Origin of the sequence: Mycolicibacterium pulveris, from assembly GCF_010725725.1 — a bacterium.
In the GTDB taxonomy this organism is placed as follows: domain Bacteria; phylum Actinomycetota; class Actinomycetes; order Mycobacteriales; family Mycobacteriaceae; genus Mycobacterium; species Mycobacterium pulveris.
Genome location: NZ_AP022599.1, coordinates 3,421,954 through 3,445,824, shown reverse-complemented (window position 1 = coordinate 3,445,824; position 23,871 = coordinate 3,421,954). Strand labels below are relative to the sequence as shown.

General features: G+C 66.8%; 20 protein-coding genes. 6 read left to right on the top strand and 14 right to left on the bottom strand.

The window, feature by feature from the left end:
- Positions 1 to 176: 176 nt before the first annotated feature.
- From G6N28_RS16670 to G6N28_RS16655, 4 genes are all read left to right on the top strand, one after another.
- A complete protein-coding gene (locus G6N28_RS16670) occupies positions 177 to 3,299 on the top strand; it encodes an MMPL/RND family transporter (protein ID WP_163902113.1) in 3,123 nt (1,040 codons plus the stop codon).
- 450 nt (positions 3,300 to 3,749) lie between these two features.
- Positions 3,750 to 4,343 (top strand): hypothetical protein, encoded by a 594-nt coding sequence (locus tag G6N28_RS16665; RefSeq protein WP_235674600.1) that lies wholly within the window; start codon positions 3,750 to 3,752, stop codon positions 4,341 to 4,343.
- Entirely contained in the window at positions 4,340 to 5,314 is a 975-nt protein-coding gene (locus tag G6N28_RS16660) for an ImmA/IrrE family metallo-endopeptidase (protein ID WP_126332650.1), read from the top strand. Before G6N28_RS16665 ends, G6N28_RS16660 begins: the two co-directional genes overlap by 4 nt.
- Before the next feature lie 484 nt (positions 5,315 to 5,798).
- A complete protein-coding gene (locus G6N28_RS16655) occupies positions 5,799 to 8,309 on the top strand; it encodes an ATP-binding protein (protein WP_163902111.1) in 2,511 nt (836 codons plus the stop codon).
- On the opposite strand, the gene G6N28_RS16650 is transcribed toward G6N28_RS16655, so the two are convergent.
- From G6N28_RS16650 to G6N28_RS16630, 5 genes are all read right to left on the bottom strand, one after another.
- The gene (locus G6N28_RS16650; protein ID WP_163902109.1) at positions 8,310 to 8,975 is read right to left on the bottom strand and encodes a response regulator transcription factor; all 666 of its coding nucleotides are present in this window, start codon (positions 8,973 to 8,975) and stop codon (positions 8,310 to 8,312) included.
- Positions 8,960 to 10,432, bottom strand: a complete 1,473-nt coding sequence (locus G6N28_RS16645; RefSeq protein ID WP_163902107.1) for a sensor histidine kinase — start codon at positions 10,430 to 10,432, stop codon at positions 8,960 to 8,962. The genes G6N28_RS16650 and G6N28_RS16645 overlap by 16 nt, the downstream gene beginning before the upstream one ends.
- A gap of 81 nt (positions 10,433 to 10,513) precedes the next feature.
- Complete coding sequence (locus tag G6N28_RS16640) at positions 10,514 to 10,870, bottom strand: hypothetical protein (protein WP_163902104.1); 357 nt, start codon at positions 10,868 to 10,870, stop codon at positions 10,514 to 10,516.
- A gap of 111 nt (positions 10,871 to 10,981) precedes the next feature.
- Positions 10,982 to 11,467 (bottom strand): DUF309 domain-containing protein, encoded by a 486-nt coding sequence (locus tag G6N28_RS16635; protein ID WP_163902102.1) that lies wholly within the window; start codon positions 11,465 to 11,467, stop codon positions 10,982 to 10,984.
- 4 nt (positions 11,468 to 11,471) lie between these two features.
- Positions 11,472 to 12,332, bottom strand: a complete 861-nt coding sequence (locus G6N28_RS16630) for an alpha/beta fold hydrolase (RefSeq protein WP_163902100.1) — start codon at positions 12,330 to 12,332, stop codon at positions 11,472 to 11,474.
- A 40-nt stretch (positions 12,333 to 12,372) separates the two neighbouring features.
- On the opposite strand from G6N28_RS16630, the gene G6N28_RS16625 reads away from it, so the two are divergent.
- Positions 12,373 to 14,244 carry a propionyl-CoA synthetase gene (locus G6N28_RS16625; RefSeq protein ID WP_163902098.1) on the top strand — a complete coding sequence of 624 codons (1,872 nt, stop codon included), beginning with the start codon at positions 12,373 to 12,375 and terminating at the stop codon, positions 14,242 to 14,244.
- Positions 14,245 to 14,259: 15 nt separating this feature from the next.
- Here the strand turns inward: G6N28_RS16625 and zwf are convergent, their stop codons facing one another.
- Together zwf and gnd are read right to left on the bottom strand one after the other, a co-directional pair.
- Positions 14,260 to 15,645, bottom strand: coding sequence for a glucose-6-phosphate dehydrogenase (zwf, locus tag G6N28_RS16620; RefSeq protein ID WP_163902096.1), 1,386 nt, complete (start codon positions 15,643 to 15,645; stop codon positions 14,260 to 14,262).
- A 6-nt stretch (positions 15,646 to 15,651) separates the two neighbouring features.
- On the bottom strand, positions 15,652 to 16,662 hold the full coding sequence (gene gnd, locus G6N28_RS16615; RefSeq protein ID WP_179962208.1) for a phosphogluconate dehydrogenase (NAD(+)-dependent, decarboxylating): 1,011 nt from the start codon (positions 16,660 to 16,662) through the stop codon (positions 15,652 to 15,654).
- A 515-nt stretch (positions 16,663 to 17,177) separates the two neighbouring features.
- On the opposite strand from gnd, the gene G6N28_RS16610 reads away from it, so the two are divergent.
- Positions 17,178 to 17,606, top strand: coding sequence for a DUF4383 domain-containing protein (locus G6N28_RS16610; protein ID WP_163906332.1), 429 nt, complete (start codon positions 17,178 to 17,180; stop codon positions 17,604 to 17,606).
- Between the two features lie 10 nt (positions 17,607 to 17,616).
- Here the strand turns inward: G6N28_RS16610 and G6N28_RS16605 are convergent, their stop codons facing one another.
- The 7 genes from G6N28_RS16605 to G6N28_RS16575 form a co-directional block, all read right to left on the bottom strand.
- Positions 17,617 to 18,567 (bottom strand): Ppx/GppA phosphatase family protein, encoded by a 951-nt coding sequence (locus G6N28_RS16605; RefSeq protein ID WP_163902092.1) that lies wholly within the window; start codon positions 18,565 to 18,567, stop codon positions 17,617 to 17,619.
- Complete coding sequence (locus G6N28_RS16600; RefSeq protein WP_163902090.1) at positions 18,564 to 19,055, bottom strand: DUF501 domain-containing protein; 492 nt, start codon at positions 19,053 to 19,055, stop codon at positions 18,564 to 18,566. The genes G6N28_RS16605 and G6N28_RS16600 overlap by 4 nt, the downstream gene beginning before the upstream one ends.
- Entirely contained in the window at positions 19,048 to 19,716 is a 669-nt protein-coding gene (locus tag G6N28_RS16595; protein WP_163902088.1) for an FtsB family cell division protein, read from the bottom strand. The genes G6N28_RS16600 and G6N28_RS16595 overlap by 8 nt, the downstream gene beginning before the upstream one ends.
- 3 nt (positions 19,717 to 19,719) lie before the next feature.
- The gene (gene eno / locus G6N28_RS16590; protein WP_163902086.1) at positions 19,720 to 21,009 is read right to left on the bottom strand and encodes a phosphopyruvate hydratase; all 1,290 of its coding nucleotides are present in this window, start codon (positions 21,007 to 21,009) and stop codon (positions 19,720 to 19,722) included.
- A gap of 75 nt (positions 21,010 to 21,084) precedes the next feature.
- On the bottom strand, positions 21,085 to 21,816 hold the full coding sequence (locus G6N28_RS16585; RefSeq protein ID WP_163902084.1) for a lytic transglycosylase domain-containing protein: 732 nt from the start codon (positions 21,814 to 21,816) through the stop codon (positions 21,085 to 21,087).
- 128 nt (positions 21,817 to 21,944) lie between these two features.
- Positions 21,945 to 22,952, bottom strand: coding sequence for a nucleoside triphosphate pyrophosphohydrolase (locus G6N28_RS16580; protein WP_163902082.1), 1,008 nt, complete (start codon positions 22,950 to 22,952; stop codon positions 21,945 to 21,947).
- Positions 22,953 to 23,073: 121 nt separating this feature from the next.
- Complete coding sequence (locus G6N28_RS16575) at positions 23,074 to 23,598, bottom strand: hypothetical protein (RefSeq protein ID WP_163902080.1); 525 nt, start codon at positions 23,596 to 23,598, stop codon at positions 23,074 to 23,076.
- Positions 23,599 to 23,871: the final 273 nt, after the last annotated feature.

Sequence of the window (23,871 nt, the reverse complement as noted above, 5' to 3'; positions counted from 1 at the left end):
CGTCCACTGAACAACGTCGGCCTGGCTTCAGAAGCCAACTGAGTTTCGACGATTCCTCTGCCGACTGTGACCGGCGGCCGGGGCCCGACTGAATAGCGGCCGCACCAACTTGCACTACATGCGGTAGCGTAGCGATACCGACAGTATCGATACGATTCGCTACCAGTGGAGGTCCAGTGGCCGACGGCACTGCAGATTCCCCAAGCCAGGCCACGCGCCGTGGCCGGCGGGCCAACGGATCCCCCGACCCGGCCGACACCCGCGAGTACAGCGAACGGTTGGCAGCGCTAGCCCGATTCACCCTCCGGCACAAAGCGCTGGTCATCGGGGCATGGCTAGGCGCCGCGGTGGTCCTTGCGCTGCTGTTCCCCCAGCTGGAAACCGTGGTGCGCCAACAGTCGGTGGACCTCATTCCTCGCGATGCGCCGTCCTTGCAGACGGTTGACCGCATGAGCGCCGCTTTCGGCGAAGAAGGCTCGAAAACCATGGTGTTCGTCGCCATGGAAGACCCCAATGGCTTGACTCCGACTGCCCGGCAGGGCTACAGCGAACTCGTGCGCCGGTTGCAGGCCGAAGGCAACCACGTCCTGCTGGTGCAGGACCTACTGTCCGATCCGATTACCGAAGCCCAGGCAGTCAGCGCCGACCGCAAAGCCTGGTACCTGCCCGTCGGTGTCACCGGCACCCTCGGAGACCCCACGGCCTCAGAATCCGTGAACGCAGTGCGCGACATCGCAGCGGAGGTGTTCACCGGCTCGACCACGACCGTCCAAGTGACGGGACCACCGGCGACCTTCAGCGACATGATCGCCTCCGCCGAGCACGACCTGCTGCTGATCTCTATCGCTACCGCAGGCATGATCGCGCTGATCCTGCTGATCGTCTACCGGTCGGTTTTCACCGCGCTGTTGCCGCTCCTGGTAATCGGGTTGAGCCTGGCAGTCGGGCGCGGTGTGCTGTCTGTCCTCGGCGAGTTGGGCATGCCGGTCTCCCAGTTCACCGTCGCCTTCATGACGGCGATTCTGCTCGGCGCCGGAACCGACTACACGGTATTTCTGATCAGCCGTTACCACGAGCAGCGCCGCGCCGAAGTACCCGCCGATCAGGCCATCATCCACGCCACCGCCAGCATCGGGCGCGTCATCCTCGCCTCCGCCGCCACCGTCGCACTCGCGTTCCTGGCCATGGTCTTCGCGCGGCTCAGCGTCTTCGCCGCCCTGGGCCCCGCATGTGCCATCGCCGTGCTGTTCGGATTTCTGGCCACCGTCACCCTGCTGCCACCCGTGCTGTCGCTAGCCGCCAAACGCGGCATCGGTGAACCCAAACCCGATCGCACCCGCCGCTACTGGAACAGCGTCGCCGTCGCCGTGGTCCGCCGTCCCGTGCCACTACTCATCGTCAGCCTGGTCATCCTGCTCGCCCTATCGGCAGCCGCCACAACCATCAAAATCAGCTACGACGACCGCAAGGGACAACCAGACACCACAGCCAGCAACCAGGGCTACCAACTTCTCGACCGCCACTTCCGCAAAGACGTCGTCATCACCGAGTTCCTCGTCGTGGAAAACCCCACCGACATGCGGACCGGGAAAGGACTGGCCGATCTCGACGAGATGGCCTCCCGCGTCTCCCAAATCCCCGGCGTCACCAAAGTTTCCGGAGTCACCCGCCCCACCGGAGAGCGCCTCGACCAAGCAGAGCTGGCCTGGCAGAACGGCCAGATCGGCGACAAAATGGCCGGCGCGGTCGCCGAGGGCAACTCACGCAAAGACGACCTCGCCAAACTCACCGGCGGCGCCGACCAGCTCGCCGACGGCCTCGCCCAACTGCAGGGCACGGTGCGCACCGCCCTCACGCCACTGGCCGGAATCCTCACCCAAGCCCAATCCGCGGGAACTCAGGTCAACCAATTCCGGCCGCTGCTGCAACAGCTTTCCGCCACCGCGCCCGCCGTCGACCAAGCCATTCAATCCGGCCCAGGACTACGACCGCTGGCCAACCAAGCCCAAAACGCGATCACCCAGCTCGACCCACTCGTCGGCGCCCTCAACACCTCACCGTGGTGTGCCACCACCCCACAATGCGCCCAAATCCGCGACCAGGTGAAGATCCTGGTTACCTTGCGCGACAGCGGATTCTTCAACCAGATCGCCGACCTCGGCGACCGCTATGATCCCGCCACCAACGCCACCGTCGGTGGCACCCTCGCGAATGTCCAAAACGCGGTTGCCTCACTGGACAAGGCATTCGGAGCCCTCGGCAACCCCGCCGACCTGGCCACCAACCTCCGCCGACTGCAGGACGGAATCGGGCAGCTCGCCTCCGGCGCCCAAGCACTCGCCACCGGCGTCCGCACCCTCGCCGACAGCAACATCGAAATGCTGTCCGGCATGAGCCAGATCGCCACCCAACTACAGAACTCTTCGCGCGCAGCGGCTGACTCCGACTCCTCAAGCGGGTTCTACCTGCCCGCTAACGCATTCGAGAACCGACAGTTTACCGACGTCGCCAAACAGTTCCTCTCATCTGACGGCAAGACCGCGCGCTTCATGATCGAAACCAGCAACGACCCCTACAGCGTCGAAGCCATGGACCTCGCCAACCACATCACCGACATTGCCAACACCGCACGACCCAACACGTCACTCGCCGACGCCACCGTGTCCGTCGCCGGCTTCCCGGCTGTGAACTCCGATATCCAACGATTCCTGTGGGCGGATTTCGCACAATTGGCCATCGCCACCACGATCATCGTCGGCGTCATCCTGGTCCTGCTACTGCGCGCTCTCCTGGCACCGATCTACCTGTTAGGCACGGTTCTGCTCAACTACCTCGCCTCGCTCGGCATCGGCGTTGTGGTCTTCCAATGGGTACTGGGCCAAGAGATCGCCTGGCCCGTACCGCTGCTGGCGTTCATCATCCTCGTCGCCGTCGGCGCCGACTACAACATGCTGCTCGTCTCACGGCTCCGCGAAGAATCCGGGACCAACATCCGCGTCGGCGTCCTGCGCACCGTGGCAAACACCGGAGCCGTCATCACCTCCGCCGGGGTTATATTCGCCGCCAGCATGTTCGGCCTCATGGTCGGCTCAGTCGCCATCATGGTCCAAGCCGGCCTCATCATCGGCTTCGGACTGCTGCTCGACACCTTCCTCGTGCGCACCCTCACCGTGCCCGCCATCGCCACACTCCTACGCGAAGCCAGCTGGTGGCCCACTAAAGCAACAGCCCCGCGACGTGGTCAGACCAACGCAGGAGGCATGAAGGACGCACCTCACGTGCTGGTCCAGGATCGGTGAGATGCGAACAGGGCAATGCCCGGCGTTACATGCCGTCCAGCGTGAGGGCGTTTTCACCCTAAACGAATAGGAACCTACGCCAGCACAGTCTGCCGGTGATCGACGGACGAAGTTCGAAGGTGCATTCTTGCCGCCGGAGTCGCGAGGGTGGCGAGGCCTGAGAACGTCGGAGATCTCATCGCGGTAGAGCCGCCACGAATGACACCGAAGCGCCGTCTCTGTCAGTTCGGTTTCAAGCTCGCGAGCCTGGTTCGACACCGCCGACCCGCTACCGTGCCGTCATGACATCGACGCGTGATGCGTACGATCGCCCCACACATTGGAAGGTGACCTCCGGCTTCACCAAGCCGCCGTAATGAAGTGGCGAGAAGGAGCATCGGCTCAGTAGCCATGACACGCCAGATGCTACATTCGCCGTAGAATTTCTACTCCATATGTAGTATCTCTCGCATGCAGCTCGAGCGAGATCAGGTTGACCCTTTCGCCCAGATCCTGGTTGTGGCATACCTAGGCGCAGCAGCTGGGGCCAGGAGCTTCACCGAGGAGTGGGGGATTCCACCCACGCGCATGCACAAGTCGCACTGGATGCGCTCAATCGCGCAGGCACAGGTAACGCAGTCAGAGCGCTTCATGCTCCATCCGGATTTCGCCGAGCTGGGACGGGTGCAGGTCACCGATATCACAGCGAACGACAGCTACCTGGTCAGGAGCAAGGCTGCCATCGAAATCGAGGCGGCAATGGGGCAGCCAGAACAGTTGGCGTTTCCCTTCGAACTCCGCACTCGGAACTCAACCGCCGTCCCAAACATGGTGGCTTACGGCTTCGAACGTGAAGGCATGCACCTGTGGTCGAGCGCATCGAAGCAGGCGGCCACCGGCAAGCGCCTTATACCCGCCGGGAGTCTTGAGTACGTCGGTTTCTGGCCCTTCGAGGGCGTGCCTTCACCAGATAATGGCGGCGGGCTAACTTTCGATCAAGGTGCACCGGATCCGTTTAACGATCTGGGGGACGACGTGGACTTCGGTGAGGCCGAGGGCTTGTGAACAGGCTTCGGTCATTTCGCGACATCGAGGGCATTAACCAGGCAGACCTGGCGGAAAAGCTAGGGATGTCGGTTCCCATGGTCTCTGCGATTGAAAGCGGTCGGCGAAGTTTCAATGGTGAGCTCACGGCGCTCGGCTATGCCGATCGCAGGCTGACGCTGCCCGACATGTCTGAGCCCATTCATCGCGCGCGCTCGTCCACGTCCTCCGCGGCGAAGAAGAAAGCCAAGGAGCTTCTCCGCCTGGCCGGAGAAGTCTTCGGAGAGCTGGTCGACGCGACTCCCAAGGCTCCGGACATCCTCCTGCGCCGGCGAGCACCGGTCACCAGCCGAGACGAAATTGAAGATGCTGCCACTGAAGTGCGCGCGATCCTCGGCCAGGAAGAATCCGGGCCGATCCGGAATCTGACGGCTCTGGTGGAACGCGCGGGCGTCTGCCTCGTTCCGATCCCACATTTGCCGGGCCTCGACGGGCTTTCCGCATGGGTGAACGGGGTGCCAGTGATAGGACTCGATCCTAATGTTCCCGGCGACCGTTTCCGGTTCAGCTTGGGCCACGAGTGCGGACATTTGGCGTTCCACGATCGACGCCACGACTCGGTCGAAAGCGAAGCCAACTTATTCGCAGGCGCTCTGCTGATTCCACCCGATGACTTCGACGCTGCGATGCCCGATAGGCCCAAGTTGTCCGATTTCATTGCGCTCAAGCAGACATGGGGGGTGTCGGTCGCAGCGATCATCTATCGCGCGCATGAACGCGGGCTCATCGACGACGCTCGGTACCGCGCTCTGCAGATCCAGATGTCAAAATGGCGTCGAAGCGAGCCGGGCGGATTTCAACCTGTGACGGGCGTTCTTTTCTCGCGGCTCGTTGAGCTGCACGGTGGCACTCAGGACGTCGCAAAGCAGCTTGGGGTTAACCCGAAACACCTCGGCGAGGTGTTGAATTGGAGCCATCTGCGGTTGGCGTGAACGCCGCTCAGGCGGACGCACGTCGTTGTCACGAACATCGTCGGCGCGTAACCGGATGGTCCTGATGTTTGCAGTCGGAGACACTCGAGCAGATTCAGCTCGACATGGCGAATTGCCGGGGTGGAACGAAAAGTCGTGACCCCGTCCCTCCGGGTGTGCCGCTGACTGCGCGGTCCTTCGCAGTCGGTACCGCAGCAGATACCGCAGTAAATTCGTTGCTCGCCAATCTTCACCAACACGCCCAACGCTATAGTCGCAGCTAGGGCCAATTTCTCGGTCATCAATCAGCGCGAGCGAACACAACAAACGCCCAGTTCAGAGGATTTTAAGTCCGCTGCCTCTGCCATTGGGCTATGGGGGCTGACCCGGGGAGCACGCTACCGCTTGGCCCCGACCATCCAGGATATCGGCCCTGTGACCTGCGCTGATGAGTCAACGGGTGGTAGCCGCCCGCGGCACGGCGACCATCGAGGAAAATAGACCCATGGGCATTCTCAGCCGAAACCGTGGCGACCTGCGCATCTACCTCGGCGCTGCGCCTGGCGTCGGCAAGACCTACTCGATGCTGGCCGAGGCGCACCGGCGCATGGAGCGCGGGACCGACGTCGTCGCCGCCGTCGTCGAGACCCACGGCCGCCGCAAGACCGCCCAGCGCCTCGCCGGCATCGAGGTCATGCCGCCCCTGATCATCGAGCACGACGGCGAGCGCTTCTCCGAAATCGACCTGCCCACGCTCCTCGAACGGCGGCCCAAGGTCGTGCTCGTCGACGATCTCGCCCACACCAACGCTCCCGGAAGCAAGAACCCCAACCGCTGGCAGGACGTCGAGGAACTGCTCAACGCCGGCATCACGGTGATCACCACCGTCAGCGTCCAGAACCTGGAAAGCCTGGCCGACATCGCCACCCAGATCACCGGTGTCGAAACCACGGAGCGGATACCTGACGAGATCGTCCGCGCGGCCGACCAGATCGAGCTGGTGGACATCACGCCTCAAGCGTTGCAGCGCAGGCTCGCCCACGGCAACATCTACCCGCCCGAACGGGTCGACGCCGCGATGTCCAACTACTTCCGGGTCGAAAACCTCACCGCGCTGCGGCAATTGGCGCTGCTGTGGCTGGCCGACCAGGTCGACGCCGCCCTGGCCAAGTACCGATCCGACAAGAAGATCCCCGACACCTGGGCGCCCCGCGAGCGGGTGGTGGTCGGCGTTACCGGCGGCCCCGAATCGGAAACCCTGGTGCGCCGGGCATCCCGGATCGCGTCGCGGTCAGGCGCGGAACTCATGGTCTTGCACGTCGTTCAGGGCGAGGGCCTCACCGGCATATCCTCCCAACAGAGGAAAGCCGTGCGCGACCTCGCCGTCAGCCTGGGCGCGACGATGCACACCGTCATCGCCGGCGACGTCGCCGCGGCGCTGCTCGACTTCGCCCGCGACGTCAATGCCACCCAGGTCGTCGTCGGAAGCACCCGGAAGTCGCGGTGGGCGCGCCTGTTCGAGGAGGGTGTCGGCGAGGCCGTCGTGCGGCAGTCCAACACCATCGATGTCCACATGGTCACCCACGAGGACGCCGGCGCCGGCTCCGCGTCCGCCCGCCACACGCCGCGGCGGCGACGTGTGCTGTCCTGGCTTGCCGCCGTGGCGATTCCGCTCGCGATCTGCACCGCCGCAGTTTCCCTTCCCGACGGGCTGCTCGGTATCGGATCTCAAACCGGGCTGTTCTTCGCCGGCGTGCTCGGCGTCGCCCTGCTGGGCGGTCTTGTCCCAGCGGTGGTTTCGGCAGTGCTGTCTGGTGTGCTGCTCGCGTACTTCTTCGTCGCACCGGCGAACACGTTCGCCATCGCCGAAGCCAATGGGGCGGTCACCGCCGCCGTGCTGCTGGTGGTCGCCGTCATGGTGGCCGCACTCCTCGACCACACCGTCAACCGGCTACGCGAGGCCCGCCGGACCTCTCAGGACGCCGAGTTGCTTTCGCTGTTCGCCGATTCGGTGCTGCGCGACGCCGATCTCGACGTCTTGCTCGAACGGGTCCGTGAAGCCTACTCCCAACACGCCGTGAGCTTGGTTCACCTCCACACCGGCGATGTCGTGGCCGCAGTGGGCAAGGACCCGTGCAACGACGTCGATGACGCCGACACCGCCGTCGAGGTCGGCGACGACGAATACTGCATGCTCCTTGCCGGCGGGCCCCTCACCACCCGCGACCGCCGGGTGATCAGCGCCGTCGCCAAACACGCGGTGGACCTGGCGAAGCGCCACGAATCCGCCGAAGAGGCCAGCAGAAGCGGCACCGTCGCCAAGGTGGACGAGCTGTGGCGCTCGCTGACGTCAGCGGTCAACCACGGCCTGCGCACCCCACTGGCAGCGGCTAGAACGGCGACCACCGTCCGCGGCGGCGACGCCGACTTCCCGCCGCAGGACACCGCTGAGCTTCTGGCCACCGGCGAGGAATCGATCGACGAGCTCCTGGCCGTCGTGGGTAACCTGCTCGACTCGTCACGTCTTTCCTTTGGAGCCGTCCGGCCGAAACCAGGGCCCGTCGACCTGGAGGAGACCGTCCAACGCTCACTGGTCGGGATCAGCACGGGCAACACCGATTTCACCCGGCGCGGCGTCGAGCGGGTCAAGGCCACAGTGGGCGGCGCGGCGGTGCTCGCAGACGGCGCGCTGCTCGAACGAGTGCTGGCCAACGTGATCGACAACTCCCTGCGCTACGCATGCGGCAGTCCGGTGCGGGTGACCGCCGGCCGGATCGGCGACCGGGTGCTGATCGCCGTCGTCGACGAAGGCCCGGGCATCCCCCGTGGCACCGAGGAGCAGATCTTCGAGCCGTTTCAACGGTTCAGCGACGGCCCCACTATCGGTGTCGGTCTTGGCCTTTCGGTCGCACGCGGGTTCGTCGAGGCGATGGGCGGCAGGATTTCGGCCTCCGACACTCCCGGCGGCGGCCTGACCATCGAAATCGACTTGCCTGCCGCGCCGAAGGACGCTTAGTCACTCGACGGTTTCGAGCCGGTATCCCATGCCCCGCAATGTGACAAACCGGTTTGCGCCGAGTTTGCGCCGCAGATACCGCACGTAGACGTCGACGACGTTCGATCCCGGGTCGAAGTCGTAGCCCCACACGTGGCTGAGCAACTGCTCCCGCGACAGCACCTGCCCTGGATGGCGCAGGAACGTCTCCGCCAAGGCGAACTCCCTCGCCGACAAGTCCACCGTGCGACCGTCGACCTTGGCCTGTCGCTTGCGCAGATCCAACTGCAGTCCCCCGCAGGACAATACGGTCAACTCCGGCGTTCGATCCGGTGCCAGCCGCACGCGGATGCGAGCCAGCAGTTCCTCGAACCGGAACGGTTTGGGCATGTAGTCGTCGGCCCCGCCTTCCAGCCCGGCAACCGTGTCCTGCACACTTGTGCGCGCCGTCAGCACGATCACCGGGATCGGGTGGTTCTCCGCCCGCAGCCTGCGCAGCACCGCGAACCCGTCCATCTCCGGCAGCCCGATGTCGAGCACCATCAGATCGAACCCGCCGCTCACCGCGTAGTCATACGCCGACGGCCCATCCGCCACCACCGTGGTGGTAAACCCGTTGGCGGACAAGCCCTTCTCGATGAACGAGGCGATCCTCGACTCATCCTCGGCAATCAGTATCCGCGCCATTGACCCTCCATCACCGCCGGAATCACGACGGTGAACGTCGCTCCCCGACCGGGTACGCTGTCCAGCCACACGTCGCCGCCATGCGCGACCGCGATCGCCCGAACTATCGAAAGCCCAAGGCCAGCACCGTCAGAGCGTCTCGGTCCACCTCGGGCGAAACGCTCGAAGATCCGCGCCCGCTCGTCGTCGCTGACGCCCGGACCGGAATCTGATATCCAGAACCGCAGCGATCCACCCGACAATTGCGACCCTACTCCGATCCAGCCGCCCTCCTCGGTGAAGCGAGCCGCGTTGTCGGCCAACGCCACCAGCGCCTGCGTGATCCGCTGCGGATCCAGCACCGCCGTCGTCCGCGCGACCGTCTCCAGTTGGAAGTCACGCTGCGCGAGGCGGCTGATCTTCGAGAACGCTTCCTGCGTCAGCGCTTCAACGTCGACAACTTCCGGATGCAGGAACGACGGCTGCTCGGACTGCGCCAACAACAACAGGTCCGACACCATCCGGTTCATCCGCCCCAGCTCGTCATTGACCAGAGTCACCGTCGACGCCACATCCTGCGGGTCGGCGGGATCGAGCACCTCCAGGTGACCGCGCACGATCGTGATGGGCGTGCGCAGCTCGTGGCCCGCGTCGTCGATGAATCGCCGCTGCGCCGACACCCCCGCCTCAACGCGGTCGAGCATGCCGTTGATGGTGGCGACCAGCCGGTCGAGCTCGTCGTCCTTGCCGCGCGACGGCACCCGCAGCGACAGGTCGGTGTCGCTGATCATCCGGGTGGTGTCGGCGACGTCGCGCAGCGGACGCAGGATCCGGCCGGCCAGGATCCAGGCCGCCGCCGCGGCGCCGAGCATCGTCACCGAACCGACGATCAGCATCAACCGCGCCGCGTCGTTGGCGGCATCGCGTTCGGCGTCGCCCATGTACGCCGCGACGATGACACCGCGCGCGGGGTCGCCATCGAGGCCGACCGGGATCGCGAGATAGCGCACCTCGCCGGCCTCTGCGTGCTGGTATCGCCCCTCCACCGGCTCGGTCACGGTGGCCACGCGCTCAGCGAACGCGGTGTCCTGCGCCAGCACCTCCTGCGCGCCGGGCTCCTGCCTGCTCTGGGTGCGGTACTGCCCGTCGACATAGCCGAGGAACTTCTCGTTGGGCCGGGCGATGTTGTAGGCGATGGCCTCCCGAATCACCTCTTCCACGCTGGTGAACGGCTCGCCGGTACGCGGGTTCACGCCGGGCTCGGTCAGCTCGGCGAACTCTTGCACCTCAAAGCGCAGCGCCTCGTCCATCCGCGCGTCGACCGCCCGAACAAGCAGCTGCCACGTCACGAACGTGACGACGCCCAGCGCGGTCAGCACCAACAGCAGCACCCAGGCGATGATTTGCGTGCGTGCGGTCCACGGCCGTAGTCGACGCCATCTCCGCCGCGAATCGACCGGGGCAGATTCAACGGTCATCGTCGTCCTCCCCGGTTGCTGCGTCTCTAGTACCCATCCTCCCGCGCGGCAGCCGCTGTGATTTCGGCGACGGACCTCCGGTCAGTCGTCATCGTCGTCCCAGTCGTCATCGTCGTCGTCGTCATCGTCGTCGTCCCAGTCGTCGTCAGGGCTGACCGCCGGCGGCGGGGCAGGCACGTCGACGGGCGGTGGCGGGGGCGCGAGCCTGGATGCGTCGGGCGGACGCACGGGCGCGGCCGGCGCATCCGGTGCCGACTGTGCCGCGTCCCGTGGCGAGTTCGGCGTTTGAGGCGACGACGGCTGCTCAGGTGCGCGGACGGTGATCGGGCCGAGCGGCTCATGGTCGGCGGCCGACCCCGTCGTCGCGATCACCACGCCGCCCAACCCGGCTGCCAGCAGGGCCAACGCGGCCACCGCAATTACCAACGATCTGCGCATGCCATCCACGATCGGGTGCACGAATGTCACCGCGGTGATAGCCAGATGAGAAGGTTCTCATCTCCCCGCGCCCGTCCAACGTGGACTTATGACCGGGAAGTGCGTACAAGCTCAGGTTCGGCGTCGGATCACCAATCGGGGCCGTAACCGCGGGGCGGCGATGGCGGCGTCGCTGTCCAGATCGTCGATCAACGCGCGGGCGTGCGCGATGAGCCCGTCGACGTCGATGCCGTGCGGTGCGGCCTCGGACCGGTCAGCCATCCGCTCGGCCGCACGGCTCAGCACCGTCGCCGCGCCCACGGTGTTGCCACGCTGGATGTGGGTGATCCCCACCGCGAGCTGAGCCAGCCCCTGCCACATGCTGCGTTCCTCGTCCGGCGCGTTCTTCCAGGCCGCCTCCAGCACCTCGTGCGCGTTGAACGCCAGCCCGTCGTTCAGCAGCTGCTGGGCGTACCTCAGCGATTCCGACGGCGACAACTCGAGATCGTCGGGGATGCGCGGCACGCCCTCGCTGCCGTGCGGCAACGGTCTGCCGAGCGCGTCGCGGGGCCGGCTGCTGCGCGCCTTGCCCGATTCGTCGCGATCCCGCTCCGCCACCCGGTTACCGCCGCGTCTCGTCGGCCAGCGTGATCAGCCGCGCGCGCACCAGATCTGGTCGCTCGTCGATGATGAAATGGCTCGCGTCGACGGTCTCCAGCGTGTAGTCGTCGGCCCTGGCGGTCTCGGTCGCGGCGAACGAGACGTGCACCGCGTTGTCGTGCCGTCCGAACAGGCATCGGATCGGCACCCTCGTGCGAGGCGGCGTCGGCGCGCGGAGTGCGGCGGGAACTTCGCGAAGCAGAAATGTCCGGTAGGTGTCCCTGGCCGTGCGGGCCACCACCGGATCGCGGAACCGCTCGGTGTAGACGCGGATGGTGTCGCGGTCGACGGCGGAGACCGATTCGAATGCCCGCTCGATGAGCCGCGTGCGCCGGTGTACCGCTATCCCGACTGTGGCCATCATCGCCTGGTACCAGAACCGCGGCAGGTGCGGCGCGACCGCCTGCGGCGGAAGCCATGGGTGCGCCATGTTCATGACGAGGTAACCGTCGATCCGCTCCGGCGCCCGCAGCACCATCCGGTAGCCGACAAAGCCGCCCCAGTCGTGGCCGACGAGCAGCACCCGCTCGAGCCCGAGCACATCCATCAGCGCCAGCACGTCGCTGGCGACGTCGTCCTTGGCCCACCGGTGCGGCGCCGGCCCAGACCACCCGTAACCCGGGAGGTCGGGGGCGATGATGCGCATTCCCGGCGGCGGGTTGGCCAGCAAGTCACGGTAAACCCAATGGTGTTGCGGCCACCCGTGCAGGGCGAGTACCGGACGTCCGTCCGGCGCACCGGCCTCGGTGACGTGGAACCGCACGCCGCGGGCGTCGACGAACGTCCGTCGGGCACCGTCGATCGGCGGCGGTTGTGCAGGCATAACGCGACTATAAGGAGGGTCGTCGCGCTACCGTGCCGGTATGGGCGGATACCGGGAACTGTTCGACGCCAGCCTCAGCGATCCAGCGTCGTTTTGGGCCGAGGCCGCGCGGGCGGTGACGTGGACGCATGAGCCGCAACAGATCCTCGACGACTCCAGCCCGCCGTTCTACCGCTGGTTTCCCGACGCCGAGCTGAACACGTGCGCCAACGCGCTGGACCGCCACGTCGACGGCGGGCGCGCCGACCAACCGGCGCTGATCTACGACTCACCGGTCACCGGAACCCAACGCACCTACACCTATCGTGAACTCCTCTCGGAGACAGCACGTTTCGCCGGTGCACTGCGAGGTTTGGGGGTTGGCAAGGGCGACTGCGTCGTGATCTACATGCCGATGGTGCCCGAAGCCGTGATCGCCATGCTGGCGTGCGCGCGGCTGGGTGCGGTGCACTCCGTGGTGTTCGGCGGCTTCGCAGCGCACGAACTCGCCGTCCGCATCGACGACGCCCGCCCGACGGTGATCGTGTCGGCGTCGTGCGGCGTCGAACCGACCCGCACCGTCGACTACAAACCGATGCTGGACGCCGCACTCGAGATGGCCGAGCACCCCGCCCCGCCGTGCGTGATCCTGCAGCGCGAGCATCAGCCGTGCCAGCTGATCGGCGGTCGGGATCGCGACTGGCACGAGTTGATGTCGGCGGCGCAACCCGTCGACCCCGTACCGGTGAGATCCACCGATCCGCTGTATGTGCTCTACACCTCCGGCACAACGGGCAAGCCGAAGGGCATCGTCCGCGACAACGGCGGGCACGCCGTCGCGCTGCTGTGGAGCATGCGCCACATCTACGACACCGAACCCGGCGACGTCTATTGGGCCGCTTCGGATGTCGGCTGGGTGGTCGGACACTCCTACATCGTGTACGGCCCGCTGCTGCTGGGCGCGACGACCGTGCTGTACGAAGGCAAGCCCGTGGGCACCCCCGATGCCGGCGCGTTCTGGCGGGTCGCCTCCGAGCACGATGTCAAGGCGATGTTCACCGCGCCGACGGCGATCCGGGCGATCAAGAAAGAGGATCCCGAGGGCCTGTATCTCGGCAAGTACGACCTGTCGGCGTTGCGGTATCTCTTCCAGGCCGGCGAACGGCTCGACCCCGACACCTACCAGTGGGCGGCGGACAAACTCGGTCTGCCCGTGGTCGATCACTGGTGGCAGACCGAGACCGGCTGGTCGATCGCCGCCAATCCGATGGGCGTCGAACCGATGCCGATCAAGCCGGGTTCGGCCACGGTGCCGATGCCGGGCTACGACGTGCGCATCCTGCGCCCGGACGGCTCGGAGTGCGACGCCGGCGAGGAGGGCGCGATCTGCGTGCGCCTGCCGCTGCCGCCGGGCACCCTGCCCACGCTGTGGGGCGACGACGACCGCTACATCGCGTCCTACCTGTCGGCGTATCGCGGTTACTACCTCACCGGCGACGGCGGATATCGCGACGAAGACGGCTACCTGTTCGTGATGGGACGCACTGACGACGTGATCAACGTTGCCGGACACCGGTTGTCGACGGGTGCGATCGAGGCGGTGCTGGCGGACCATCCGTCGGTGGCCGAGTGCGCGGTCATCGGCGTGGCCGACGAGATCAAGGGTCAGGTGCCGCGCGGGTTCGTCGTGCTCAAGGCCGGGGCGTCTCCCGACGGGCTGGACGACGAACTGGTGGCCGCGGTGCGGGAGAACATCGGCGCAGTCGCGTGTTTCAAGACCGTCGACGTGGTGCCCGCGCTGCCGAAGACCCGGTCCGGCAAGATCCTTCGCAAGACGATGCGCGGCATCGCCGACGGCCGCGAGGAGCCGGTGCCGTCGACCATCGAGGATCCCGCGGTGCTCGACGCACTCAAATCGGTGCTGCAGCGTTGAGCCTGGCGGACGGGGTCACAGCCAGGGTTCGCGCCAACCCGGGTATCCGGCAACGAGTTTCGCGGCACCCGGCGGCCCCCAGGAGCCGCGCGGGTAAGGCTGCACGGCGGGTGGGGCGTCGAGCAGGGGTTGCACGATGCGCCAGGTCTCCTCGACGCCGTCCTGGCGGGCGAACTGGCTGGAATCAGCGTGCATGACGTCGTAGAGCAGCCGCTCGTAGGGTTCGGGCGCCTCCCCGAGTTCCTCGGCGAAGATCACCGACAGATCAACCGTGCGGGTGCGATTGGCGCCGGGTTCTTTGGCTTGCACAACCAGGTTGGCGCCCGCGCGCGGGTCGATGCGCAGCACGAGTTCGTTGGCGTCGTAGGTCGACGCGGTGAATGCCAGCTTGGGCGGGCGCTTGAAGATCGCCCGAATCTCGGTGGCGCGCACCGGTAAACCTTTGCCGGCCCGTAGGAAGAACGGGACCCCCGACCAGCGCCAGTTGTCGATCTCCAGGCGCAGCGCCGCGAACGTCTCGGTCTGCGAGTTCGGCTTGACCCCCTCGATCGAGGTGTAGCCGTCGTACTGGCCACGCACATAGTGCGTGGGATCGAGCGACGGAATGGCGCGGAACACCTCCACCCGCTTGTCCCGCACCCCGTCGGCACCTGCCACGCTGGGCGGCTCGGCGGCGAACAATCCGATCAGTTGCAGCAGATGGTTCTGCACGACATCGCGCAACGCGCCGACGGGATCGTAGAAGCTGCCGCGGTCCTCCACCCCGAAGTTCTCGGCCATGGTGAGTTGCACGCAGTGGATCCGGTCGCGGTTCCACAACGGCTCGAAGACCGAATTGGCGAACCGCAGGAACATGATGTCCATCGCCGGTTCCTTGCCCAGGAAGTGGTCGATGCGGTAGATCTGCCACTCCTCGAGCACCGCGCGAAGCTTTCTGTTGAGCTCGCGCGCCGACGGCAGGTCGTGGCCGAACGGCTTCTCCACCGCGACCCGGGCCCGGGTGGTGAGGTTCGCCCGCGCCAGGTTCTCCACGACGAGCCCGAACAGCGACGGCGGTATCTCCAGATAGAACACGGGCGTGTGTGTGCCCTCGATCGCCTTGGCCACGCGGTCGTAGGTCTTCGGGTCCGCGAAATCGCCCGACACCATCGACAGCCGTTGCGCGAAGCGCCCGAACACCTGCTCGTCGATCGGTTCGCCGCCGGCCTCGATCGCTTCGCGCGCACGGTCCCGCAGGGTCGACACCGACCAGTCGTCGAGCGCGACGCCGACGATCGGGCAGTCCAGCAGCCCCCGACGCTCCAGGCGGTACAGCGACCGGAACGTCATCTTCCTGGCCAGATCGCCGGTGATGCCGAAGATCACCAGCACATCGGCGGGCGCGCTCACCGGTTCGGTCACGGTGTCCTACTTCTTCTCGGCGTGGCCGCCGAACTCGCTGCGCATCGCCGACATCACCTTGTCGGTGAAGCCGCCGAGATCCCGGGATTCGAACCGCTCGAACAGCGCTGTGGTGATCACCGACGCGGGCACACCTTCGTCCACCGCCGCCAACACCGTCCAGCGCCCTTCTCCCGAATCCGACACGCGCCCGGTGAATTCGTCCAGTTCGGGTGAGCGGGCCAGCGCGTCGGCGGTGAGATCGACCAGCCACGAGCCGATCACCGACCCGCGCCGCCAGACTTCGGCCACCTCGGCGACGTCGATGGTGTACTGGTACGCCCACGGATCGCGCAGCGGCGTGGTTTCGGCGTCGACCGTGCGGTCGACCGTGCCGGCGTTGGCGTGTTTGATGATGCTCAGCCCCTCGGCGATGGCGGCCATCATCCCGTACTCCACACCGTTGTGCACCATCTTCACGAAATGCCCTGCCCCGCTTGGCCCGCAGTGCAGATAGCCGTCGGGCGCCGTACCGTCGGTGCGGGTGCGGCTCGGGGTGGGCTCGGCAGAGCCCTGTCCCGGCGCGATGGTCTTGAAGATCGGGTCGAGACGCTGGACGACTTCGGTTTCGCCGCCGATCATCAGGCAATAGCCGCGCTCCAGGCCCCACACTCCACCGCTGGTGCCGCAGTCCACGTAGTGAATAGCATGCTCCTGCAGGCTTTTTGCTCGGGTGATGTCGTCTCGGTAGTAGGAGTTCCCGCCGTCGATCACGATGTCGCCGGGGTCGAGCAGCTTCACCAGCTCGTCCAGCGTCGCGTCCACCACCGCCGCGGGCAGCATCAGCCAGATCGCCCGCGGCGTGTCGAGCTTGGCGACGAACTCGCTCAGCGACTCCGCGCCCGTGGCGCCCTCATCGGCCAGGCTCGTGACGGCGTCGGCGTTGCGGTCGTAGACCACGCAGCGGTGCCCGTCACGCATCAACCGGCGCACCAGGTTGGCGCCCATCCGGCCGAGACCCACCATCCCCAATTGCATTGGCGTATCGGTTGCCATGTCACTCCTTCAGGGTCTTCGCCCCCGGGATCCGCGATAGGAAACTCAGCTAACGACTATAGGCACCCGCGTTGTGCCGCGGGGCGAATCGAGGTCATTCCGCGCCAAGCGTTGCCGAATTCTGGCGAAACCCTTGCGGAACAATCGAATACGCTTCGCCGCTGGCGACTGCGGCGTCCGCGGCCTGCTGAGCGTGCGATCGGATCACGGGCAACCATCGACACCGTCGCGATATCGGCATATGTTGATTCGTGTCCGCCGCTTCCTCAGCGCGAACGATTCGACAGAGGAGTTGATCTGCGATGCGTGCACCAGCCAACGAGCGTTCCGGTTGTTCGTGTCACTGCCACAAGTGCGACCAGGGCCATCACTGCGGCAACCCCCCGAACTGCTACATCAAGAAGTAACCGCCTGGGTCGATTAGCGGCGCCCCGCCGGGGGTATCTCTCTGATCTGCCGGCCCGTCAATAACCGTGTGGCCGGCGGGAGGCGAGATGATGGCGACAACCCCCAGATACATGGCCGTGCAAGCCGCAGCGATCCTCGTCGGCGGCGGCCTTCTCGTGTTGGGCGTGTGCGGCTTCATCCCCGGCATCACCACCGAGTACGACCGGCTGACGTGGTCGATCAGCGAAAGCGGCGCCCACGTGTTCGGGCTGTTCGCGGTCTCGGCCCTGCACAACGTGGTGCATCTGGCCACGGGCGCACTCGGGTTCGTGATGGCCCACAGCTACGCGGCCGCGCGGGCCTATCTACTCGGCGGTGCGTTGGTGTATCTCGCCCTGTGGACCTACGCGTTGATCGCCGGCCAGGCGGCCAGCTGGCTGCACTTCGGGCTCGCCGTGGTCATGGCGGTGCTCGGGTTGACGCTCGCCGGCCAGCGCGACCCGACCAAGCGACGCCGCCACCGACAAGTCGCTGCCTGATCCGCGCGAATCAGGCGATCGACAGCGCGATGCCGTCGAGGATGTCGTGCTCGCTGACCATCAGCTCGTCGATGCCGGCCCGCCGGCCCAGCGCGGCGGCGAGTTCCTCGACGATGATCGCCCCTCCCCCGATGACATCGACACGGCCCTCGTGCATCGGCCCCAGCGCCGCGCGTTGGGCGCGGGTCATCGCGATCAGCTCGTCACACACACCCAGCAGGTCGCCGAACGCGACCCGGGACAGGTGGATGGCCGCCGAGTCGTAGGTGCTCATCCGTTGCGCCAGCGCCGACAAGGTCGTCATCGTGCCCGCGACGCCCACCCAGGTGCGTGCCCGGTCGACGGGCACCACGTCGAGCGCCTCGCGCAGCGCGTCGCGCACCACCTCGCGCGCGGCCGCGACCTCGTCGGAGGTCGGCGGGTCGGAATGCAGACAACGCTCGGTCAGCCGCACGCAGCCGATGTCCGTGGAGAAGCTGGCCGTCACGTCCTCGGCGCCGAGCACCACCTCGGTCGAGCCGCCGCCCAGGTCGACGACGACGAAAGGCGCTGCGGCCGGGTCCAGTTCGTCGACCGCGCCGCGGAACGACAGCTCGGCCTCCTCGGTGCCGGTGATCACCTCGGCGACGGTGCCGGCCACCACGGCGCCCAGCACCTCGGCCGTCATCGCGAAGAACTCGTCGCGGTTGGCGGCGTCGCGGGTCGCCGAGGTCGCCACCATCCGGATCCTGTCCACCTCGTGGTCGGCGAGCAGCCGCGCGTACGCGCTCAGCGCCTCCTCGGTGCGGTCCAGCGCTTCCGGCGCGAACCGTCCGGTGGCGTCGACACCTTGTCCGAGCCGGACGATGCGCATCTCGCGGTGTACGTCGCGCAGCCGCGGCCCGTTCGGATGTTCGTCGACGTCGGCGATCAACAGCCGGATGGAGTTCGTGCCGCAGTCGATGGCGCCGACCCTGATCATTTCCACTTCCCTGGCTCGAGGATGCCGTCCATCCGTGGATCGTCGGCAAGCAGCGCGAGCGCCTCGTCGCCCAACGGGTTGACGCCCGGGCCCTTGGCCAGCGAGTGGGCGATCAGCACGTGCAGGCACTTGACACGGTCGGGCATGCCGCCGCCGGAAAACGTGGTGCCCAGCGGTTCGATCGCATCACGCTCGGCGAGGTAGGACTCGTGTGCCCGGCGGTAGGCGGCCGCCAGCTCGGGGTCGTGCCGCAGCCGCTCGGTCATCTCCTTCATCAGTCCCTCGGACTCCAGCCGGCTCGCCGCGGCGGTCAGCTCCGGGTGCGTCAGGTAGTACAGCGTCGGAAACGGTGTGCCGTCAGGCAGTCTCGGCGCCGTCTTGATCACCCCCGGTTCTCCGTTGGGGCAGCGGTAGGCGATCTCCAGGACGCCGCGGGGCTCGCGCCCAAGCTGCCGCGCGACGGCGTCGAGGTCGGATTGCTCAACCACCGGGAGCAGGCGGCACGGGGACCGGTGGAGGGGGCGGCGGTGGCGGCAGCGCGGGCGAAACCCCGTGCGGCTCATCGGCGATCGTGTTCCACAGCGCCGTGTACCACGGCTGGTCGGGATCGGCGGTGGTCGGCTCCGCCCCGGGAGTGCCTGGCGCCGCGAAGTTCTCGGGCAGCTGCACCTGGTACGGCGTCTCACCGGACATCACGAACCCCAGCCGCTCACGCGCCTGAGCCGCGATGAACACCGGATCGGCGAGCTTGACCTTCTGCTGCTCGAGCTCGGCGATCTGTGCGCGCAGCGCCGCCTCGGTGGCCTTGAGTTGCCGCATCTCGGTGCGCTGGCTGAAGTAGGTGCGCACCGGGCCCGCAATCGTCAGCGTCAGCACGCACACCACCGCGGCGAGGATCGCCGCGCGCCGCGCCGCGGACCCGAACCGTTGCTCCGACTGCTGTTCAGCGGACACCACGATCGACTTGCGGATCGACTCTGTGGTGTCCTTGGCCGCTTCGGCCGCGGCCCGCGATTCGCCGGTGTCGGCGGTGCGGGTCTCCCGACGAGCAGTGGTGCGCGGACGACCCTTGCCACCACCCTTGCCCGGCTTACTCGGCCGGGAGGTGGGGGCCCGTCGCTTCGGATCGGGTCGTTTCGCTTCGGGCACAGCCTATTTCGTCTCCACCGAGAATCGCGGGAACGCCAGGTCGCCGGCGTAGCGGGCGGCGTCACCGAGGGTTTCCTCGATGCGGAGCAGCTGGTTGTACTTGGCGACACGCTCGCTGCGGGCCGGGGCACCGGTCTTGATCTGGCCGCTGCCGACCGCGACGGCGAGGTCGGCGATCGTGGTGTCCTCGGTCTCGCCGCTGCGGTGGCTCATCATCGTGCGATAGCCGCTGCCGTGCGCCAACGCCACCGCGTCGAGCGTCTCGGTCAGCGTGCCGATCTGGTTGACCTTCACCAGAAGTGCGTTGGCGGCGCCCTTGTGGATGCCCTCTTCCAACCTCTCGGGATTGGTGACGAACAGATCGTCACCGACCAGCTGGATGCGGTCGCCGATGGCGTTCGTCAGCGCGACCCAGCCGTCCCAGTCGTCCTCGGACAGTGGATCCTCGATCGACACCAGCGGGTAGGAGTCGATCAGCCCGGAATAGAAATAGATCATGTTCTCGGCGGTGCGGGTTTCGTTCTCGAACGCATAACCCTGCCCGGTGCTGAAGAACTCGGTGGCGGCGACGTCGAGGGCCAGCGCCACGTCGGAGCCCGGCGCGAAGCCAGCGGTCTCGATGGCGTTCAAGATCAGATCGAGGGCGGCCTTGGTACCCGCGACGTCGGGTGCGAAACCGCCCTCGTCGCCGAGGCCGGTCGCCAGACCCTGCTGCTTGAGCACCGCCTTCAGCGCGTGGTACACCTCGGCACCCCACCGCAGCGCCTCCTTGAACGAAGGGGCGCCGATCGGCGCGACCATGAACTCCTGCACGTCGACGCCGGTGTCGGCGTGGGCGCCGCCGTTGAGGATGTTCATCATCGGCACCGGAAGGATGTGCGCGTTGGGCCCGCCGATGTAGCGGAACAGCGGCAGCGCGGCCGACTCGGCCGCGGCCTTGGACACCGCGAGCGACACCCCGAGGATCGCGTTGGCGCCCAGCCGGGACTTGTCCGGGGTGCCGTCGAGGTCCAGCAGCGCCTGGTCGATGAGCCGCTGGTCGTCGGCGCTCATGCCGATGACCGCGGGCGCGATCTCGTCGAGGACCGCCTCGACGGCCTTGTATACGCCCTTTCCGCCGTAGCGGGAGCCACCGTCGCGCAGCTCCACGGCCTCGTGCTCGCCTGTTGACGCGCCCGACGGCACCGCGGCGCGGGCGAAGGTGCCGTCCACCAGCGCCACCTCGACCTCGACCGTCGGGTTGCCCCGAGAGTCCAGAATCTCGCGGGCTCCGACCTGCTCGATGATGGGCACTCGCTTCTCCTTGATCGTGATGTGAACGATGGTGTTAGGGGTCGAGCCTAGAGCGTGCGCCCCCGACCGGCGTGCTCAGAGGGGGTGTCCGTTCGCATAGGCCGTCGCCCAGTCCCGCACCAGGCGGGCGTACTGGTCGGACTGGTTGTAGGCACGCAGCGCGTTCATCCAGCCCCGGGGGGTGGCCAGGTCCTTTCCGCGCCAGCACAGGTAGCCGGCGGCCGACAGCGCGGCGTCGTCCATGTTGTCGGCGCTGATCTCGCCGTCGTTGTTGGCGTCGACGCCGTAGAGCCGCCACGTCTCGGGGATGAACTGCATCGGTCCCATGGCCCGGGCGAACGGCACGTCTCCGTCGTGGCTGACCGCCTCGTCGTCCATGATCTCGAGGTTGCCCCCGGTGCCGTCGAGCAGCACGCCGCGGATGGGCGGGCGGACGTCGCCGTTGTCCCCGATGGCGGCGCCGCGGTAAGTGCCGTGGTGGCTCTCGACCTGACCGATGCCCGCCAGCGTCGTCCACGCGAGGTTGCAGTCCGGGTTCTCCACCTCGGCGACCCGGGCGGCGTAGGCGTAGGCCTCCAGCGCGGCGACGGGGATGTTGAGCGCGGGCGCGCGTTCGGCGGCCCACTGATGCAGCTGGTCCGCGGGACGGCCCTCGGCGTAGGTGTCGATCTTGGGCACGGGGTCACCCGGGGGCGGGGGAACGCCCTCAGGGATCGGCGTTCCGAGCTGCCAGGAACAGCTCGAAGCCAAGAGCAGCGCTGCCGCACCTACCACGGCGACAGCCCGCAGCAAACGCACCGGCGACACCAAACTCCTCAACCAACGTCGGTCGCTTGCCATGTTCCCACGTATGCGCCGCCGTGCGCCCGAACGCCCCTCGCGATTTCGGCGCGCTTAGTCACGCTCAGCGTGACAAAGTACGCCGAAATCGCAGTTCAGGACGATTCCGGGGCCTCATCCGGGCCGTCCTCGGGCATGTCTTTCGGCGTCGACGCGGTCGGCCAGTGGGTGCGCCACTCCTCTTCGGTGATCTCGCCCGGCGGCGCGACGTCGAGTTCCTCCGGGACGTCGTCACCGCGGCGCTCGGCCGCGATCGCGTGTTCGACCCCGCGCACGGTGTCCATGAACTCCAGGGCGTGCGCCCGCAGCGCGTTCTCCGCGTCGAAGCCCGCCGACACCGTCACCGACTTGATGGCGTCGGGAATCAGGTCAGCGGGCAGGTTCGCGGCCGTTGCACGCTCAATGACCTTCTGCGCCAACGCCAATGCGGGCTGGCCGGTCGGAACGTCATCCATGCAGGAGAAGGCGCGCTTGGCTCTTTTCTCCAAGGCCTTGCGCTCCTCCCACTGCGCCAACTGGTCGTCGAGTGAAATCGCCTCGCCGGCAAGCACTGCCGGTACTCGGTTGCCGAGCTTGCGTACCAGCGTGTCGGCGACGTCGTCGATGCTGAACGGATTCTGTGGCGCATCCTCGGCGATACGGGCATGAAAAAGCACCTGTAGCAACACATCTCCGAGTTCTTCGCGGAGTTCGTCGGCGTTGCCGCTGCGCACGGCGTCGAACAGCTCGTAGGTCTCCTCCAACAGATAGCGCCGCAGGGAGTGGTGCGTCTGTTCGCTCTCCCACGGCCCGGAGGTGCGCAGCTTGTCCATCATCGCGACCGCGTCCACAAGCCGCTCCCCCGGCGCGGGCTCCGGGGCGGCGATCAGCCTCTCCCCCGCGGCCAGGCGCGCTTTGACAGCAGGGTGGTCGGGGTCTGAGGACAGCAGCACCGGCGCTGTCTTTTCGTCTGGTTCGTCGGAGAACCACGGCCGCGCCGACGGCAGCGACCACGGCACCTTCACCGGCATCTCTTCGGTGTACTGGACATCGCCGCTGAGCAGTTCGATCGCTTCGACCGGGACGAGAGCGGGGCGGCGGGGGTCGACCAACACGACGGTCATGGGCTTGACCCCCTCACGCGTTTCGATGAGACCGCTGTTCTCGGTTATACCAACACTTCGGCGGGCGTCGGCGAATGCGGATGGCCGCCCTGCCCGAAGGCAAGGCGGCCATCGCTCTGGCTCAGGACTCTGGCGGGAACGGGCCGTCCGGGATCTCCCAGTGGCCCGGCGCCTGCTCGAAGAACGGGTTGACGATGCCGTCCACCGTCGGCAGCTTCTTCAGCTGACCAGGCGGGATTCCGAAGAACGGGTTCGGGACCCCGTTGATGAACGGCGAGTTCTTCAACTGCCCGGGCGCGATGTCTCCTGGTGCCAGCCGGAAGTGGCTGATCACCTCGGGAAACTCGAGATCCGGGATGTTCACGCTGGGCACGTTCACATCCGGAACGTTCACGCTGGGCACGTTCACATCCGGAACGTTCACGCTCGGCACGTTCACATCCGGAACGTTCACAGCCGGCAGGTTCACATCAGGAACATGCACACCCGGCACATGGACGTCCGGAACGTGGACGCCGGGCACCGGCACCGGAGGCGGCGGCGGCACGAACGGATCGGCCTGTGCCACAGCAGTGCCCAGGCCGAGCCCGCCGAGGCCCAGCGCACCGGCCATCGTGGTGGTTACCGCGAATTTCTTGAAGTTCATTTCCACTCCTTCGCCTTGCGTCACTGCGACACCAATCGGTTGGCGTCGCGGTGATGTTCGGTTTAGGAAATTGCTTAACCGCCCTATGTCCGGCGATCTCGCCGCCTGCGGTCTAGACGACAACGCAATACCTTGACCCCCAGTCGGTACGTCGAACCCGAACTCCGATGCGTTATCAACTCCGGACCTGTCGCGGGCGTGGGTTAAATCACTGTCGCGATGACCAGGCGCTAAACCGAAAGTTTCGAATTCACAATCACATCGGGTCAGGAC

What these genes read in the sequence shown, in the direction of transcription:
- G6N28_RS16630 (WP_163902100.1), bottom strand. Translation starts at nt 12,332, where the DNA reads ATGCCTGCACAACCGCCGCCGATCGACGGTGCCCGACGGACGTTCGTC.
- G6N28_RS16665 (WP_235674600.1), top strand. Translation starts at nt 3,750, where the DNA reads ATGCAGCTCGAGCGAGATCAGGTTGACCCTTTCGCCCAGATCCTGGTT.
- G6N28_RS16605 (WP_163902092.1), bottom strand. Translation starts at nt 18,567, where the DNA reads ATGATCAGGGTCGGCGCCATCGACTGCGGCACGAACTCCATCCGGCTG.
- G6N28_RS16575 (WP_163902080.1), bottom strand. Translation starts at nt 23,598, where the DNA reads ATGAACTTCAAGAAATTCGCGGTAACCACCACGATGGCCGGTGCGCTG.
- G6N28_RS16650 (WP_163902109.1), bottom strand. Translation starts at nt 8,975, where the DNA reads ATGGCGCGGATACTGATTGCCGAGGATGAGTCGAGGATCGCCTCGTTC.
- G6N28_RS16640 (WP_163902104.1), bottom strand. Translation starts at nt 10,870, where the DNA reads ATGCGCAGATCGTTGGTAATTGCGGTGGCCGCGTTGGCCCTGCTGGCA.
- G6N28_RS16580 (WP_163902082.1), bottom strand. Translation starts at nt 22,952, where the DNA reads ATGACCGTCGTGTTGGTCGACCCCCGCCGCCCCGCTCTCGTCCCGGTC.
- G6N28_RS16610 (WP_163906332.1), top strand. Translation starts at nt 17,178, where the DNA reads ATGGCGACAACCCCCAGATACATGGCCGTGCAAGCCGCAGCGATCCTC.
- G6N28_RS16645 (WP_163902107.1), bottom strand. Translation starts at nt 10,432, where the DNA reads ATGACCGTTGAATCTGCCCCGGTCGATTCGCGGCGGAGATGGCGTCGA.
- G6N28_RS16655 (WP_163902111.1), top strand. Translation starts at nt 5,799, where the DNA reads ATGGGCATTCTCAGCCGAAACCGTGGCGACCTGCGCATCTACCTCGGC.
- G6N28_RS16625 (WP_163902098.1), top strand. Translation starts at nt 12,373, where the DNA reads ATGGGCGGATACCGGGAACTGTTCGACGCCAGCCTCAGCGATCCAGCG.
- gnd (WP_179962208.1), bottom strand. Translation starts at nt 16,662, where the DNA reads ATGCAATTGGGGATGGTGGGTCTCGGCCGGATGGGCGCCAACCTGGTG.